The 17,084-nt window shown below is 54.2% G+C and carries 14 protein-coding genes and 1 pseudogene; 14 read left to right on the forward strand and 1 reads right to left on the reverse strand.

Going from position 1 to position 17,084, the window contains the following annotated elements:
• Positions 1–93 precede the first annotated feature (93 nt).
• The 10 genes from ndk (at position 94) to MUU47_RS15595 (ending at position 10,474) form a co-directional block, all read left to right on the forward strand.
• A complete protein-coding gene (ndk, locus tag MUU47_RS15550; protein ID WP_159776223.1) occupies positions 94–525 on the forward strand; it encodes a nucleoside-diphosphate kinase in 432 nt (143 codons plus the stop codon).
• Positions 526–674: 149 nt separating this feature from the next.
• Complete coding sequence (rlmN, locus tag MUU47_RS15555; RefSeq protein ID WP_258989067.1) at positions 675–1,841, forward strand: dual-specificity RNA methyltransferase RlmN; 1,167 nt, start codon at positions 675–677, stop codon at positions 1,839–1,841.
• A 264-nt stretch (positions 1,842–2,105) separates the two neighbouring features.
• Positions 2,106–3,101, forward strand: a complete 996-nt coding sequence (rodZ, locus tag MUU47_RS15560; protein WP_258989069.1) for a cytoskeleton protein RodZ — start codon at positions 2,106–2,108, stop codon at positions 3,099–3,101.
• Positions 3,102–3,142: 41 nt separating this feature from the next.
• On the forward strand, positions 3,143–4,264 hold the full coding sequence (gene ispG / locus MUU47_RS15565; RefSeq protein ID WP_258989071.1) for a flavodoxin-dependent (E)-4-hydroxy-3-methylbut-2-enyl-diphosphate synthase: 1,122 nt from the start codon (positions 3,143–3,145) through the stop codon (positions 4,262–4,264).
• A 93-nt stretch (positions 4,265–4,357) separates the two neighbouring features.
• A complete protein-coding gene (gene hisS / locus MUU47_RS15570) occupies positions 4,358–5,632 on the forward strand; it encodes a histidine--tRNA ligase (protein ID WP_258989072.1) in 1,275 nt (424 codons plus the stop codon).
• 33 nt (positions 5,633–5,665) lie between these two features.
• Positions 5,666–6,286 carry a YfgM family protein gene (locus tag MUU47_RS15575; RefSeq protein ID WP_258989074.1) on the forward strand — a complete coding sequence of 207 codons (621 nt, stop codon included), beginning with the start codon at positions 5,666–5,668 and terminating at the stop codon, positions 6,284–6,286.
• A gap of 10 nt (positions 6,287–6,296) precedes the next feature.
• Positions 6,297–7,475, forward strand: coding sequence for an outer membrane protein assembly factor BamB (gene bamB, locus MUU47_RS15580; protein ID WP_258989076.1), 1,179 nt, complete (start codon positions 6,297–6,299; stop codon positions 7,473–7,475).
• A gap of 83 nt (positions 7,476–7,558) precedes the next feature.
• On the forward strand, positions 7,559–9,037 hold the full coding sequence (gene der, locus MUU47_RS15585; protein WP_159776208.1) for a ribosome biogenesis GTPase Der: 1,479 nt from the start codon (positions 7,559–7,561) through the stop codon (positions 9,035–9,037).
• Between the two features lie 74 nt (positions 9,038–9,111).
• Positions 9,112–10,203 (forward strand): Gfo/Idh/MocA family oxidoreductase, encoded by a 1,092-nt coding sequence (locus MUU47_RS15590; protein WP_258989389.1) that lies wholly within the window; start codon positions 9,112–9,114, stop codon positions 10,201–10,203.
• A 49-nt stretch (positions 10,204–10,252) separates the two neighbouring features.
• Positions 10,253–10,474, forward strand: coding sequence for a zinc ribbon domain-containing protein (locus MUU47_RS15595; protein ID WP_258989078.1), 222 nt, complete (start codon positions 10,253–10,255; stop codon positions 10,472–10,474).
• A 39-nt stretch (positions 10,475–10,513) separates the two neighbouring features.
• Here the strand turns inward: MUU47_RS15595 and xseA are convergent, their stop codons facing one another.
• Complete coding sequence (xseA, locus tag MUU47_RS15600) at positions 10,514–11,896, reverse strand: exodeoxyribonuclease VII large subunit (protein ID WP_258989080.1); 1,383 nt, start codon at positions 11,894–11,896, stop codon at positions 10,514–10,516.
• A gap of 160 nt (positions 11,897–12,056) precedes the next feature.
• Here xseA and guaB point away from each other — a divergent pair, with 160 nt between their 5' ends.
• The 4 genes and pseudogenes from guaB to MUU47_RS15620 all read left to right on the forward strand — a co-directional run bounded on the left by guaB (position 12,057) and on the right by MUU47_RS15620 (position 17,031).
• Positions 12,057–13,523 carry an IMP dehydrogenase gene (guaB, locus tag MUU47_RS15605; RefSeq protein ID WP_159464390.1) on the forward strand — a complete coding sequence of 489 codons (1,467 nt, stop codon included), beginning with the start codon at positions 12,057–12,059 and terminating at the stop codon, positions 13,521–13,523.
• A 67-nt stretch (positions 13,524–13,590) separates the two neighbouring features.
• On the forward strand, positions 13,591–15,168 hold the full coding sequence (gene guaA, locus MUU47_RS15610) for a glutamine-hydrolyzing GMP synthase (RefSeq protein WP_110508957.1): 1,578 nt from the start codon (positions 13,591–13,593) through the stop codon (positions 15,166–15,168).
• 316 nt (positions 15,169–15,484) lie between these two features.
• A pseudogene (locus MUU47_RS15615) lies at positions 15,485–15,787 on the forward strand (isocitrate lyase/phosphoenolpyruvate mutase family protein); the annotation flags it as partial.
• Between the two features lie 75 nt (positions 15,788–15,862).
• Positions 15,863–17,031 (forward strand): IS3 family transposase gene (locus MUU47_RS15620; RefSeq protein WP_258989081.1). Its coding sequence is split into 2 segments (ribosomal slippage): positions 15,863–16,112 and positions 16,112–17,031, totalling 1,170 coding nucleotides; the frame shifts between segments, so codons are not numbered across the junction.
• Positions 17,032–17,084: the final 53 nt, after the last annotated feature.

A 17,084-nucleotide genomic window follows, 5' to 3' on the forward strand; every position in this document is an offset into this window, starting at 1 on the left:
CTTCATCCATATGCAGGGGCATTTTTGCTCATTATAATGCGCGCCAGGTATTCGCCCGAATGCACAACAACAGAACAGAAAACAGAGGTTATCATGGCTATTGAACGTACTTTTTCCATCATCAAGCCTAACGCGGTGGCAAAAAACGTTATTGGCAACATCTTTGCGCGCTTTGAAGCTGCAGGGTTCAAAATTGTCGGTACCAAAATGCTGCACCTGACCGTTGAGCAGGCTCGTGGCTTCTACGCTGAACACGACGGCAAACCTTTCTTTGACGGCCTGGTTGAGTTCATGACTTCCGGTCCAATCGTGGTTTCCGTACTGGAAAGCGAAAACGCAGTACAGCGTCACCGTGACCTGATGGGCGCAACCAACCCGGCGAATGCGCTGGCGGGTACGCTGCGTGCAGATTACGCTGACAGCTTCACCGAAAACGGCACCCACGGTTCTGACTCCGTTGAGTCCGCACAGCGTGAAATCGCGTACTTCTTCGCAGAAGGCGAAGTCTGTTCCCGTACGCGTTAATTATTTCGTAAATGCCGCGTGCAAACGTGGCATCCGTGCGCCAAAATTTGTACAATGCAACGCCCCCGGAAGAGCAGATTGCTCGCCGGGGCGTTTCTTTTTCAACCCTCCATGGGCCATAACGTGTAATAACGAGGCCGGAATACACTATGTCTGAACAAATTGTCACACCTGAAAACGTCTCACTGACGGTTCCCAATCAAGATGCCAAAATCAACCTGCTGGATTTAAACCGTCAGCAGATGCGTGAGTTTTTCAATAATTTAGGTGAGAAACCTTTCCGCGCCGATCAAGTGATGAAGTGGTTGTATCATTATTGCTGTGATGACTTTGATGAGATGACCGACATCAATAAAGTCCTGCGCAATAAGCTGAAAGAAGTCGCTGAAATTCGCGCCCCGGAAGTGGTGGAAGAACAGCGTTCCTCAGACGGTACGATCAAATGGGCTATCGCCGTGGGCGATCAGCGCGTTGAAACGGTGTATATCCCGGAAGATGACCGCGCCACGCTGTGCGTTTCTTCTCAGGTTGGGTGTGCGCTGGAATGTAAATTCTGTTCGACCGCGCAGCAGGGCTTTAACCGCAACCTGCGCGTGTCTGAAATTATTGGCCAGGTCTGGCGGGCTGCGAAAATTATCGGCGCGCAGAAAAAAACCGGCGTGCGTCCAATTACCAACGTGGTGATGATGGGCATGGGTGAGCCACTGCTCAACCTGAATAACGTTGTTCCGGCGATGGAAATCATGCTTGATGACTTCGGTTTTGGCCTGTCCAAACGTCGCGTTACGCTGTCCACGTCTGGCGTGGTGCCTGCGCTTGAGAAGCTCGGAGACATGATTGACGTTGCGTTGGCTATCTCCCTGCACGCACCAAACGATGAAATTCGTGACGAAATTGTACCGATTAACAAGAAGTACAATATCGAAACGTTCCTTGGTGCCGTGCGCCGCTATCTGGAAAAATCCAACGCGAACCAGGGCCGTGTGACCATTGAGTATGTGATGCTCGATCACGTCAACGACGAAACGGATCACGCGCATCAGCTGGCGGAACTGCTGAAAGATACGCCATGTAAAATTAACCTGATTCCGTGGAACCCGTTCCCGGGTGCGCCGTATGGCCGCAGCTCTAATAGCCGAATCGACCGTTTCTCAAAAGTTCTGATGGGTTACGGTTTCACGACCATCGTGCGTAAAACTCGCGGAGATGACATTGACGCCGCCTGCGGACAGCTGGCCGGCGATGTTATCGACCGTACTAAACGTACCATGCGCAAACGCATGCAGGGTGAACCGATTGCGGTGAAAGCAGTCTGATGGACTGGACGCCGCGCACATTTTTCTGCGCGGCGTCTAAAATGTTTAAGGATTAAACGAAACGCACTGATCCGGCTAATAATTACGGTGCGTTTCTGCCTGGTTTGAGGCAGTATGTAGCGGGGCAACAACCGGTTAGCCTTACGTTTAAAAGGTTAGCCTAACGTGTTAATACTGTCTGTCGGATGACGGGCATGAGATGTTTCGCGGTGCGGTGTTTTCCGCCACCAGAACCTTAAATTTACGTAGCAGCAGCTGTAGCGAATGAATACTGAAGCCACTCAAGACCCACAAGCAGCACAAAGCACGGGGACGCGCCTGCGTAACGCCCGTGAACAACTCGGACTCAGCCAGCAAGCCGTCGCTGAACGCTTATGCCTGAAGGTTTCCACGGTTCGCGATATTGAAGACGACAAGGCGCCTGCCTCACTCGCTTCAACATTCCTGCGTGGCTACATCCGTTCCTATGCCCGTCTTGTTCACATTCCTGAAGAAGAGCTTTTGCCTATTCTCGCAAAAGAGGTGCCTGTTCGCGTCGCGAAAATGGCACCAATGCAGAACATGTCTTTAGGTAAACGTCGTAAGAAACGCGACGGTTGGCTGATGAGCTTCACTTGGCTGGTTCTGTTTGTTGTTATCGGCCTGACCGGTGCGTGGTGGTGGCAAAACCACAAAGCGCAGCAGGAAGAGATTTCGACGATGGCGGATCAGTCCAGCGCTGAACTGAACGCTAACGACAGCAGTAGTCAGAATGTCCCGCTGGATACCAGCGGTGCACAGAGTCAGGCACCTGACGCAACGGCAGATAATTCGCAACCCGCTCCTGCCGCTGATGCCAATGCGCCTGGCGCAACGGCACAGACTGCACCTGCTCAAACTGTGCCTGACGCGCAGAATAACGCCGTTGTTTCACCGTCTCAGGCAAACGTGGATAACACCGCTTCGGCCGCCAACCCTGCAACGCCGGCTGCACCACTGCCGACCGATCAGGCTGCGGTTACGCCAACGGCGAGCCCGAATGCGCTGGTGATGAACTTCAACGCCGACTGCTGGCTGGAAGTGACCGACTCTACGGGTAAAAAACTGTTCAGTGGTCTACAGCGAAAAGACGGTACCCTGAATTTAGAAGGTCAGGCGCCATATAAGCTCAAAATTGGCGCCCCAGCGGCAGTACAAATTCAGTTCCAGGGTAAACCTGTTGACCTGAGTCGCTTTATTAGAACAAACCAGGTTGCGCGATTGACAGTGAATGCTGAATAATAAGTAAATCACTGAATTTCAAGTAATTATGGAGATTTTGTATGAATCACTCAGCACCTATTCAGCGTAGGAAATCCAAACGCATTTACGTAGGGAACGTGCCAGTCGGTGATGGGGCTCCTATCACCGTACAGTCCATGACCAACACACGTACCACCGATGTGGAAGCCACGGTCAACCAGATTAAAGCTCTTGAACGCGTCGGCGCGGACATCGTCCGCGTGTCAGTGCCGACCATGGATGCGGCCGAAGCATTCAAGCTTATCAGGCAGCAAGTCAATGTACCGCTGGTGGCCGATATTCACTTTGATTACCGAATCGCGCTGAAAGTGGCCGAATATGGTGTTGACTGTCTGCGTATCAATCCCGGCAACATCGGCAGCGAAGAGCGTATTCGCATGGTTGTTGACTGCGCACGCGATAAAAACATCCCTATCCGCATCGGCGTTAACGCCGGATCGCTGGAAAAAGATCTGCAGGAAAAATACGGTGAGCCAACGCCGCAGGCGCTGCTTGAGTCCGCCATGCGTCACGTCGATCACCTCGATCGTCTGAACTTCGATCAGTTCAAAGTCAGCGTAAAAGCCTCCGATGTGTTCCTCGCCGTAGAGTCTTACCGTCTGCTGGCGAAGCAAATCGATCAGCCTCTGCACCTCGGGATCACCGAAGCAGGCGGCGCACGTGCCGGTGCGGTTAAATCGGCCGTTGGCCTTGGGTTGCTGCTCTCTGAAGGGATCGGCGACACGCTGCGTATTTCGCTGGCGGCGGATCCGCTTGAAGAGATCAAAGTCGGTTTTGATATTCTTAAATCGCTGCGCATCCGCGCTCGCGGGATCAACTTCATTGCCTGCCCGACCTGTTCGCGTCAGGAGTTTGATGTGATAGGCACCGTGAACGCGCTGGAACAGCGCCTGGAAGACATCATTACTCCGATGGACGTTTCGATCATCGGCTGTGTGGTGAATGGTCCGGGTGAAGCGCTGGTGTCTACCCTCGGTGTGACCGGCGGGAATAAGAAAAGCGGCCTGTACGAAGACGGCGTGCGTAAAGACCGTCTCGACAACGACGATATGATTAGCCAGCTCGAAGCGCGGATTCGCGCCAAGGCCAGCATTCTCGACGAAGCGCGTCGCATCGACGTGCAGCAAGTCGAAGCAAAATAACGTATTGGGAAGCAGCACGCTTCCCGTGTATGATTGAACCCGCAGGCGCTCCGGGCGTCAGGGTTCATTTTTGTATTTATAAAGAGAAAAAACGTGGCAAAAAACATTCAAGCCATTCGCGGCATGAACGATTACCTGCCGGGCGAAACCGCTCTCTGGCAGCGCATTGAAGGCACTCTGAAACAGGTGCTCGGCAGCTACGGTTACAGCGAAATCCGTTTGCCGATTGTAGAGCAGACCCCGTTATTTAAACGCGCGATTGGCGAAGTGACCGACGTCGTTGAAAAAGAAATGTATACCTTTGAGGACCGCAACGGCGATAGCCTGACGCTGCGTCCGGAAGGGACTGCGGGCTGTGTACGCGCCGGCATCGAGCATGGTCTTCTGTACAATCAGGAACAGCGTCTGTGGTATATCGGCCCGATGTTCCGCCACGAGCGTCCGCAGAAAGGGCGCTATCGTCAGTTCCATCAGTTGGGTTGCGAAGTCTTTGGCCTGCAGGGCCCGGACATTGATGCGGAGCTGATTCTACTTACCGCGCGCTGGTGGCGTGCGTTGGGCATTTCTGAGCACGTTCGTCTTGAGCTGAACTCTATCGGTTCGTTGGAAGCGCGCGCGAATTACCGCGAAGCGCTGGTCGCCTATCTGGAACAGTTCAAAGATAAGCTCGACGAAGACTGCAAACGTCGCATGTACACCAACCCACTGCGCGTACTGGATTCCAAGAATCCTGACGTTCAGGCGCTGCTCGATAACGCCCCTGCGCTGGGTGATTATCTCGACGAAGAATCTCGTGAACACTTTGCCGGTCTTTGTGCGCTTTTGGATGAAGCGGGCATTACCTACACCGTGAACCAGCGTCTGGTTCGCGGTCTCGACTACTACAACCGCACCGTTTTCGAATGGGTTACCAGCAGCCTGGGCTCTCAGGGCACCGTCTGCGCGGGTGGCCGTTACGATGGTTTAGTCGAGCAGCTCGGCGGCCGTGCTACGCCGTCCGTTGGCTTTGCGATGGGTCTCGAGCGTTTAGTTTTACTGGTTCAGGCGGTTAATCCGGAATTTAAAGCCGATCCCGTTGTCGATATATACCTGGTCGCCTCTGGCGCTGGTACTCAGTCCGCCGCATTGCGTCTGGCTGAAGTGCTGCGTGATGAGCTGCCGGCCATCAAACTGATGACCAACCACGGTGGCGGTAACTTCAAGAAGCAGTTTGCTCGTGCCGATAAGTGGGGGGCTCGCGTCGCACTGGTGCTGGGTGAGTCTGAAGTCACTGAATGCAACGTGGTGGTAAAAGATTTGCGCTCTGGTGAGCAGACGACTGTAACGCAGGACAGCGTTGCCGCGCATTTGCGCACACTGCTGGGCTAATCGCCCGGGACTATTATTCAGGAGAAGAACTGCGTGGAAGTCTACAGTAACGATAACGAACAGGTCGACGCACTTAAAACTTTCTTTGCTGAAAACGGCAAAGCGCTGGCGGTGGGTGTTGTGCTGGGGATTGGAGCGCTGGTTGGCTGGCGTTACTGGTCTTCGCATCAGGAAAATAATTCCCGCGAGACCTCACAGGCCTATGCAAGCGCCGTGAGCACCCTGAAAGCGGGCAAACCTGACACCTACGCCGCTGTGGAAAACATCGCAGCGAATCAAAAAAATGCTTACGGTGCGTTTGCCGCACTGGAGCTGGCTCAGCAATTTGTTGATGCAAACCAGCTGGATAAAGCAGAAAAACAACTGCAACTGGGACTGGCAGCTGCGCCTGATGATAACCTGAAATCGGTTATTAATATGCGTCTGGCCCGCGTCCAGCTGCAAATGAAACAGCCTGATGCAGCACTGAAAACCCTTGAAGGTATTAAAGGGGAAGGCTGGACAGCAATCGTCGCGGATTTACGCGGTGAAATCCTGTTAAGCAAAGGCGATAAGCAGGGGGCTCGTGCCGCCTGGGAAGCTGGCGTAAAAAGTGATGCTTCACCGGCGCTCAGCGAAATGATGCGCATGAAAATGAATAATTTGTCCATCTGAGAGGGACCCGATGCAATTGCGTAAATTACTTTTGCCAGGACTGCTGTCTGTTACGTTATTGAGCGGTTGTTCACTGTTTAACAGCGAAGAAGACGTTGTGAAAATGTCCCCGCTGCCAACGGTTGAAAATCAGTTTACCCCGACGACCTCCTGGAGCGAGTCCGTAGGTAGCGGTATTGGCGATTTCTACTCTAACCTGCACCCGGCATATGCCGACAGCGTAGTGTACGCGGCAGACCGTAAAGGCACCGTGAAAGCTCTGCACGCGGAAAGTGGGAAAGAAGTGTGGTCCGTGAACCTGGCTGAGAAAGACGGCTGGTTTTCCCATTTACCGGCGCTGCTGTCTGGCGGCCTGACGGTAAATGGCGGCCACGTGTATGTCGGCTCCGAGAAAGCACAGGTTTATGCACTGAATACCAGCGATGGTACCGTTGCATGGCAAACGCGCGTTGCCGGTGAAGCGCTGTCCCGTCCGGTTGTGAGCGACGGCGTTGTGCTGATCCACACCAGCAACGGTCAGCTGCAGGCATTGAACGAAACCGACGGTGCAATTAAATGGACCGTTAACCTCGATATGCCTGCACTTTCTCTGCGCGGTGAATCCGCTCCGGCAACTGCCTTTGGCGCAGCGATTGTGGGTGGCGATAACGGCCGCGTCAACGCCGTGCTGATGCAGCAGGGCCAGTTGATTTGGCAGCAGCGTATTTCTCAGGCCACCGGTCCGACTGAAATCGATCGTCTGAGTGACGTGGACACGACGCCTGTCATCGTGAATGGTGTTGTTTACGCGCTCGCGTACAATGGCAACCTGACCGCGCTGGATCTGCGCAGTGGCCAGATCATGTGGAAACGTGAACTGGGCTCAGTGAATGATTTTGTTGTCGACGGCAACCGTATTTATCTGGTCGATCAGGACGACCGTCTGCTGGCGCTCAGCACCGAAGGTGGTGTGACGCTGTGGACGCAGAGCGATCTGCTGCACCGTCTGCTGACGTCTCCAGTGCTGTACAATGGCAGCCTGGTCGTCGCTGACAGCGAAGGTTATATGCACTGGATTAACCCGCAGGATGGTCGCTTCGTTGCTCAGCAAGAAGTGGACAGCTCAGGATTCCTGACCGATCCTGTGGTAGCCGATGGGCAACTGCTGATCCAGGCGAAAGACGGAACGCTGTACTCCATTACGCGTTAAGTTTGTTCGCTGTATGCATTGCAAACGGCCCCTGTTTTAGCAGGGGCCGTTTTACTGTTTTTAGAATTTAAGAGGCATTTATCATGGTACCTGTGGTCGCGCTTGTCGGGCGCCCTAACGTTGGAAAATCCACGCTGTTCAACCGTCTGACGCGCACGCGAGATGCGCTGGTCGCGGATTTCCCGGGTCTGACTCGTGACCGTAAGTACGGTCGTGCTGAAGTGGAAGGCCGCGAGTTTATCTGTATCGATACCGGTGGTATCGATGGCACGGAAGAAGGCGTGGAAACGCGCATGGCGGAACAGTCGCTGCTGGCGATTGAAGAGGCTGATGTCGTGTTGTTTATGGTTGATGCGCGTGCCGGGCTGATGCCTGCGGACGAAGGTATCGCCAAACACCTGCGTTCACGTGAAAAGGCGACGTTCCTCGTTGCCAACAAAACTGACGGTATCGACCCGGATCAGGCGGTCGCGGATTTCTGGTCTCTGGGCCTGGGTGAAATTCACGCGATTGCTGCGTCCCACGGCCGTGGCGTCACCAGTCTGATTGAACACGCGCTGCTGCCATTTATGGATGAAGTCGCGCCGGTTGAAGAGGTCGATGAAGACGCGCTGTACTGGGCTCAGTTCGAAGCAGAACAGAATGGCGAACCGATTGAAGAGCCGGAAGATGACTTCGACCCGCGCAGCCTGCCAATCAAACTTGCTATCGTTGGTCGTCCGAACGTCGGTAAGTCAACGCTAACTAACCGTATTCTCGGTGAAGACCGCGTTGTGGTTTACGACATGCCGGGCACTACGCGTGACAGCATTTACATCCCGATGGAACGCGATGAGCGTGAATATATCCTCATCGACACCGCCGGGGTGCGTAAGCGCGGAAAAATTACGGATACCGTAGAAAAATTCTCGGTTATCAAAACCCTGCAGGCGATTGAAGACGCCAACGTGGTTATGCTGGTTATCGATGCCCGTGAAGGTATTTCTGACCAGGACCTCTCGCTGCTCGGCTTCATCCTCAATAGTGGGCGCTCACTGGTTATCGTGGTCAATAAATGGGATGGCCTGAGCAACGAAGTGAGAGAGCAGGTCAAAGAGACTCTCGACTTCCGTCTGGGCTTCATCGATTTCGCCCGCGTGCACTTCATTTCAGCCTTGCATGGTAGTGGTGTAGGCAACCTGTTCGAATCCGTTCGTGAAGCTTACGACAGCTCGACGCATCGTCAGAGCACCGCAATGCTGACCCGTATCATGAACATGGCTGCGGAAGATCACCAGCCGCCGCTGGTTCGCGGTCGCCGCGTGAAGCTGAAATATGCTCACGCCGGGGGTTATAACCCACCGATTGTGGTTATCCACGGTAATCAGGTGAAAGACCTGCCGGATTCCTACAAGCGCTACCTGATGAATTACTTCCGTAAATCACTGGAAGTAATGGGTACGCCAATTCGTATTCAGTTCAAGGAAGGGGAAAACCCGTTCGCGAACAAGCGTAACACTCTTACGCCGAATCAGATGCGTAAGCGTAAGCGTCTGATCAAGCACATTAAAAAAGGTAAGTAAGCGCCAACGTTTTTCTGGCGCGGTACCGATACGAACCCGCCTGATGGCGGGTTTTTTTGTTTCTGAGGTTTATGATGAAAATGGGTTTCATTGGTCTTGGCGCGGTTCTCGACACTGCGTATCTACCCGCGCTTATGCGCCTCAACGTACCGCTGGCGGACTGTTACGGTTTTGATATTGATGAGTCCAGAGCGCCTGCGGGCATGACCCGCTGCGATTCACTCGATGCGCTGCTGGCGACACAGCCCGAGATGGTGTTCATCACCACCGGGTCGCTGTGGCATTTGCCGGTGCTGGAACAGGTGCTGAAATCTGCGGTGCCGCGCATCGTAGTAGAAAAGCCGGTTGCCGCCACGCTGGAACAGCTCGCCCGGCTTCAGGTACTGTTAGCGATGCCGGAAAACGTGAACCGCGTACTCGCACTTGACCACTGGATGGCACGCGACGGCGTGGCGCAGCTGCTTTGCGGTAAGCCGGAAAGCGACTGGCTGCCGGAAGCGGATTATCCGACGATGCAGTCCTCCATTTCAGCCCTCGCGGATATCGTCAAAATCGAAGGGTATCTGCTCGAACCGAGCGGGTTTAATGATAAAGGTGAGCCGGTTGCGCTGAATTTCGCCACTGGCGAACCTGACACTCGTACGCTTCGTCATCCCGACGGCGTGATTGTTGATATCGGCACGCATGTGTTGGCGATGATGCACGAAACGCTGGCAGCCATTGGTACCAACGACCGCCTGAGCCTGATGCTGTGCGAAGCCAAAGACCGTTTGGGCAACACCATTGCGATAGGCGATACCACCACCGCAGAAGGTAGCGCGCATTTGAAGGGTGAGCTGTGTGGTATTCCGCTGGAGATGTGGCTGAACAAATATGCGGGGCCAGCCGGTGGGCAAAAAGGCGTTCGCCTGCATTTGCGAAACGGAACCATTCTGAGCCAGGACCGACGCGGTTCCGGTGAAGTGCTGGAAGTGTGGCAGGGCGAAAATGTACAGCGCTGGAAAATGGAAGGCCCGGTGTACGATCGCTGCCTGGCGCGACATATCCTTGGAGCTAAAAGCGTATTCGCGCGCGCGCCTGAACAGGTCAGCCAACTGACCCAACGCCGCATTGCAGAAGTGACGGCGCTGCTGCAGTTACAGCAGCAACTGCGCGGCTCGCATTGAGGCTGTGGTAAAATAGCCTGAAGATTTCCGTATGACGAAGGAGTCAACGATGGAACTGAAGTGTCCGGTTTGTGAGGATCCGCTGGAGCAGCAGGGCGGCAGCGTGCATTGTTCACAGTGCGAGCAAGATTTCACCTTACAGGCGCTGTGCCCGGAATGCCATAAGCCGCTGAATGTGCTGAAAGCCTGCGGTGCGGTGGATTATTTTTGCCAGAACGGCCATGGTTTGATTTCGAAAAAGCGCGTGGAGTTTGTGGTCGTCGCACCATAAGAAACCGTGAAATGCCCGGTTGCGCTTCGCTTACCGGGCTTACTCTGTTGGTTTCGCTTTTCGCGTCCGCGTTTTCTTCACCGGCGTGATTTTAGTGACTTCACTTTCCACCACCCCATCTTCCAGACGCGTTGTCAGTGTGTCTCCGGCGTTCAGCTGCCTGGTCTTTTTGACCAGCTTGCCGTCGGCGGCGGTCGTCACGCTATAGCCGCGTGCTAACGTCGACAACGGGCTAACGGCCTCAAGATGCGTTACCGCATTACCAAAGCGTTCACGCGTTGTGCTGAGCTGCGCACGAAGCGTCTGCGCCAGACGATATTCAAGTTGCTGAATACGTGTTTGCGCGCGATAAATCCGCGGCTGCGGATTTTGTTGATTCAGACGCTGAATCACCCGCTGCTGACGCTGAGTGTTTTTTTTCAGCTGATTATCTAATGCAAAGTTCATGCGCTGGCGCAGTCTGCCGAGCACCGTTTGCTGACGCGCGAGGCGCAGCTGCGGATGCTGCTGTTGCAGGCGATGCTGAAGCTGGCTGAATCGGCGGTTACGGTTGGCGATGAAATAATCCATCGCCATTTCCAGCCGCTGTTGGGCCGACTGTACCTGGCGCAGCAGTTCCTGCTGATTGCGGCTGACCATTTCGGCAGCAGCAGAGGGTGTTGGGGCGCGTAAATCTGCCACGAAATCGGCGATGGTCACATCAGTTTCATGTCCGACGGCGCTGACCATCGGAATGCGGCTGGCAAAAATCGCCCGCGCCACGCGTTCGTCGTTGAAACTCCACAAATCTTCCAGCGAACCGCCGCCGCGCCCGACAATAAGCACGTCACACTCTTCACGCTGGTTTGCCCGTTCAATGGCGCGGACAATCTGACCCGGCGCATCGTCACCCTGAACCGACGTGGGATAAATCACCACCGGTAGCGACGGATCGCGACGTTTCAAAACGTGAAGGATGTCGTGCAATGCAGCCCCGCTTTTCGAGGTTACCACCCCGACGCAGTGCGCAGGCGTTGGCAAAGGCTGCTTGAATTGCTGATCGAACAGGCCTTCTGCAGACAACAGCGCTTTGAGCTGCTCGTACTTTTGCTGCAATAGCCCTTCGCCCGCAGGCTGCATGCTTTCGACGATAATCTGGTAGTCACCGCGCGGCTCGTACAGCGTGATGTTTGCGCGAACTAAAACCTGCTGGCCATGCTGCGGACGAAACGTGACGCGGCGATTGCTGTTGCGGAACATCGCACAGCGCACCTGGGCGTTGTCGTCCTTGAGGGTAAAGTACCAGTGCCCGGAAGAGGGCTGAGAAAAGTTGGAAATTTCACCGCTGATCCACACTTGCCCCATTTCTCGTTCCAGCAGCAGACGAACCGACTGATTCAGGCGGCTAACGGTAAAAATTGCGGGGGATTGAGAAGGCAACATGTGAGCGAGATCAAATTCTAAATCAGCAGGTTATTCAGTCGATAGTAACTTGCTCAGATGCGATCGCAAGCATTTTTTGCAAAAAAGTGTGGATGCAACCGATTACGCTCTGTATAATGCCACGGCAATATTTATTAACCTCCAGGTAGAGATATTGCCCATGCTACGTATCGCCAAAGAAGCACTGACGTTTGACGACGTCCTCCTCGTTCCCGCTCATTCCACCGTTCTGCCGAATACTGCTGATCTCAGCACGCATTTAACGAAATCCATTCGCCTGAACATTCCTATGCTCTCCGCAGCAATGGACACCGTGACGGAAGCGCGCCTGGCGATTGCCCTGGCTCAGGAAGGTGGCATCGGCTTTATTCACAAAAACATGTCTATCGAGCGTCAGGCGGAAGAAGTTCGCCTCGTGAAGAAATACGAGTCCGGCGTGGTTTCTGACCCACAATCCGTTTTGCCAACTACCACTCTGGCCGAAGTAAAAGAGCTGACCGCGCGTAACGGTTTTGCCGGTTATCCGGTAGTGACTGAAACCAACGAACTGGTCGGTATAATCACCGGCCGTGACGTGCGTTTCGTGACCGACCTTAGCCAGCCGGTCAGCGTGTACATGACGCCGAAAGAGCGTCTGGTCACCGTGCGTGAAGGCGAAGCGCGTGACGTCGTGTTCGGTAAAATGCATGAAAAACGTGTGGAAAAAGCGCTGGTTGTTGATGCGAATTTCCACCTGATTGGCATGATCACCGTAAAAGATTTCCAGAAAGCCGAGCGTAAACCGAATGCGTGTAAAGACGAGCATGGTCGTCTGCGCGTGGGTGCGGCCGTTGGCGCAGGTGCCGGTAACGAAGAGCGTGTTGATGCGCTGGTTGCCGCGGGCGTTGACGTTTTGCTGATTGACTCCTCTCACGGCCATTCCGAAGGCGTTCTGCAACGCATTCGTGAAACCCGCGCGAAATACCCAGACCTGCAAATCATCGGCGGTAACGTGGCCACTGGCGCAGGCGCCCGTGCCCTGGCTGACGCGGGTGTGAGCGCGGTGAAAGTGGGTATCGGTCCTGGCTCTATCTGTACTACCCGTATCGTAACCGGCGTGGGCGTTCCGCAAATCACCGCTGTTTCCGACGCGGTTGAAGCGCTGGAAGGCCTGGGCATTCCGGTTATCGCCGATGGCGGCATCCGTTTCTCCGGTGATATTGCCAAAGCCATTGCCGCGGGCGCAAGCGCAGTCATGGTCGGTTCGATGCTGGCGGGTACCGAAGAATCTCCGGGTGAAATCGAACTTTACCAGGGCCGTTCTTACAAATCCTACCGCGGCATGGGCTCTCTGGGCGCGATGTCCAAAGGCTCCTCAGACCGTTACTTCCAGAGCGATAACGCTGCCGACAAATTGGTACCGGAAGGTATCGAAGGTCGCGTAGCGTACAAAGGTCGCCTGAAAGAGATCATTCACCAGCAGATGGGCGGCCTGCGCTCCTGTATGGGCCTGACCGGCTGTGGTACCATCGACGCGCTGCGTACCAAGGCTGAATTCGTACGCATCAGCGGGGCGGGCATTCAGGAAAGTCACGTACATGACGTGACCATCACCAAGGAATCCCCGAACTACCGCATGGGTTCTTGATTATTTCCCGCGCCCGGCTTATGCCGGGCGCTTTGATTTTGTTTCACTTGCCCTGGAATTACCGTCAATGACCGACAATATTCATAAACATCGCATTCTTATCCTCGATTTCGGTTCTCAGTACACTCAGCTGGTTGCACGCCGCGTGCGCGAGCTGGGCGTATATTGTGAACTGTGGGCCTGGGACGTCACCGAAGCACAAATTCGTGAGTTCAATCCGAGCGGTATCATCCTGTCCGGCGGCCCGGAAAGCACCACTGAAGACAACAGCCCACGCGCGCCTGAGTACGTCTTCGAAGCAGGCGTCCCGGTTCTCGGCGTATGCTACGGCATGCAGACCATGGCGATGCAGCTTGGCGGCCACGTTGAAGGCTCTAACGAACGTGAGTTTGGCTACGCGCAGGTAGAAGTCAGAACTGACAGCGCGCTGGTTCGTGGCATCGAAGACGCCCTGACCGCAGAAGGCAAGCCATTGCTCGACGTATGGATGAGCCACGGCGACAAAGTGACCGCCATCCCGTCTGATTTCGTGACCGTTGCCAGCACCGAAACCTGCCCGTTTGCCATTATGGCTAACGAAGAAAAACGCTTCTACGGCGTGCAGTTCCACCCGGAAGTGACGCACACCCGTCAGGGCCTGCGTATGCTGGAGCGTTTTGTGCTCGATATTTGCCAATGCGAAGCTCTGTGGACATCAGCAAAAATCATCGAAGATGCGGTTGAGCGTATTCGTCAGCAGGTTGGCGACGACAAAGTGATCCTCGGCCTGTCCGGCGGCGTCGATTCTTCCGTAACCGCGATGCTGCTGCACCGTGCTATCGGTAAAAATCTGACCTGTGTGTTCGTCGACAACGGTTTGCTGCGCCTCAATGAATCTCAGCAGGTGCTGGATATGTTTGGCGATCATTTCGGTCTGAACATCGTGCATGTGGAAGGTGAAGAGCGCTTCCTGAGCGCGCTGGCGGGCGAAAATGATCCGGAAGCGAAGCGTAAAATTATCGGCCGCGTGTTTGTCGAAGTATTCGATGAAGAAGCGTTGAAGCTCGAAGACGTGAAATGGCTGGCGCAGGGGACTATCTACCCTGACGTGATTGAATCCGCCGCCTCCGCGACCGGTAAAGCACACGTCATCAAATCTCACCACAACGTGGGCGGCCTGCCGAAAGAGATGAAGATGGGTCTGGTTGAACCGCTGCGTGAACTGTTCAAAGATGAAGTGCGCAAAATCGGTCTGGAACTGGGGCTGCCGTACGACATGCTGTACCGCCACCCGTTCCCGGGGCCAGGCCTCGGCGTGCGCGTGCTGGGCGAAGTGAAGAAAGAGTACTGCGACCTACTGCGTCGTGCGGACGCTATCTTCATCGAAGAGCTGCACAAAGCTGACCTGTACAACAAAGTGAGCCAGGCATTCACCGTGTTCCTGCCGGTGCGTTCCGTCGGCGTGATGGGCGATGGCCGCAAGTACGACTGGGTTGTTTCCCTGCGTGCCGTTGAAACTATCGACTTCATGACCGCGCACTGGGCGCACCTGCCGTACGATTTCCTCGGCCGTGTGTCCAATCGCATCATCAACGAAGTGAACGGTATTTCCCGCGTGGTGTATGACATCAGCGGCAAACCGCCAGCGACGATTGAGTGGGAATGATTTAACGTCTGGCAACAGCCTGCACGTAAAAGTAGTAAAGTACCTCTAAGCCCGCGTAACTGCGGGCTTTTTTGTTTTTGTGCCTAGTATTTTAGCCGCTAAAATTTGAGGCGCATTTACGGTTTACTCAACTGAGGGCAGGGCGGGTTTGTGAAATAATGGGTTCTATCGTCTGCTCAGTGCTGTGATTTCAACGGGTCAGATCAACCCTGTAGCAGTTGGCTTAGAAAGCATGCAAAAAATGGTCGTCCGTTTTTCGGTTGTGAGAGTTTCGTCGTATGTTCTAGATTTATCTTCATTCTAAAAGGAGATAATCATGAATTTCATTGAGCTTCATAATCAAAACAAACCGTTACTCATCGCGAATGTCTGGGATGCTGGAAGTGCTATTGCGGCGCAGCAGGCGGGCTATCAGGCCCTTGGTACTTCAAGTGCAGCGATTGCTGCTACGTTAGGCTACGAAGATGGAGAAGCCATGTCTTTTGACGAATTGTTCTATTTCGTCACTCGCATCAAATCCGTCAGTAACCTGCCATTAAGTGTTGATGTAGAAGCAGGGTTTGGTGGAACATCTGAAGAGATTACGACTCATCTTAAACGCCTCGTACAACTTGGGGTGGATTGTAGTGGCACACTGAATTTGGCCACCTGAACAGAGGTGATATGCTCACCTCAGAACAACACAGGTGCACCAATGAAAAGAAAAAATTTTAGTCCTGAATTCAGACGTGAGTCAGCCCAGTTGGTTGTCGATCAAAATTACACTGCCGCTCAGGCAGCGAAGGCCATGGACGTTGGCCTTTCTACGATGACGAAATGGGTAAAACAGCTGCGTGATGAACGGCAGGGCAAAACGTCAAACGCCTCTCCAATAACCCCGGAACAAATCGAAATACGTGAGCTAAAGAAAAAGCTGCAACGTGTTGAAATGGAAAACGAAATATTAAAAAAGGCTACCGCGCTCTTGATGTCAGACTCCCTGAACAGTTCTCGTTAATCGGGAAACTCAGGGCGCGTTATCCAGTGGCCTCTCTCTGCCACGTGTTCGGGGTTCATCGTAGCAGCTACAAATACTGGCAAAACCGTCCTGAAAAACCAGACGGCAGGCGGACTGTATTACGAAGCCAGGTGATGGAGCTGCATAACATCAGCCATGGTTCTGCCGGAGCAAGGAGCATCGCCACAATGGCAACCCAGAGAGGCTATCGGATGGGACGCTGGCTTGCTGGCAGACTGATGAAAGAGCTGGGGCTGGTCAGTTGCCAGCAGCCTACTCATCGATATAAACGTGGCGGCCATGAACACGTCGCGATTCCGAATCACCTTGAGCGGCAGTTCGCAGTGACAGAGCCAAATCAAGTGTGGTGCGGTGACGTGACGTATATCTGGACAGGTAAGCGCTGGGCATACCTTGCAGTTGTTCTCGATCTGTTCGCGAGGAAACCGGTGGGTTGGGCAATATCGTTCTCCCCGGATAGCAAACTGACGGCCAAAGCGCTGGAAATGGCGTGGGAAGCTCGCGGCAAGCCAGACGGAGTGATGTTCCACAGCGATCAAGGCAGTCATTATACAAGCAGGCAGTTCCGGCAGTTATTGTGGAGGTACCGGATCAAACAGAGTATGAGCCGACGTGGAAACTGCTGGGATAACAGCCCGATGGAGCGCTTCTTCAGGAGTCTGAAGAATGAATGGGTGCCAGTGACTGGTTACGTAAGCTTCAGCGATGCTGCCCATGAAATAACAGATTATATCGTTGGGTATTACAGCGCGCTCAGGCCGCATGAATATAACGGCGGGTTACCCCCCAACGAATCGGAAAATCGATACTGGAAAAACTCTAAAGTGGTGGCCAGTTTTTGTTGACCACTACACTGAGTGTGCCCGACGGGCTGATAAGCGTCAGCGCCATCGGGCAA

The sequence above is a fragment of the Scandinavium hiltneri genome (assembly GCF_024764835.1).
GTDB lineage: Bacteria > Pseudomonadota > Gammaproteobacteria > Enterobacterales > Enterobacteriaceae > Scandinavium > Scandinavium hiltneri.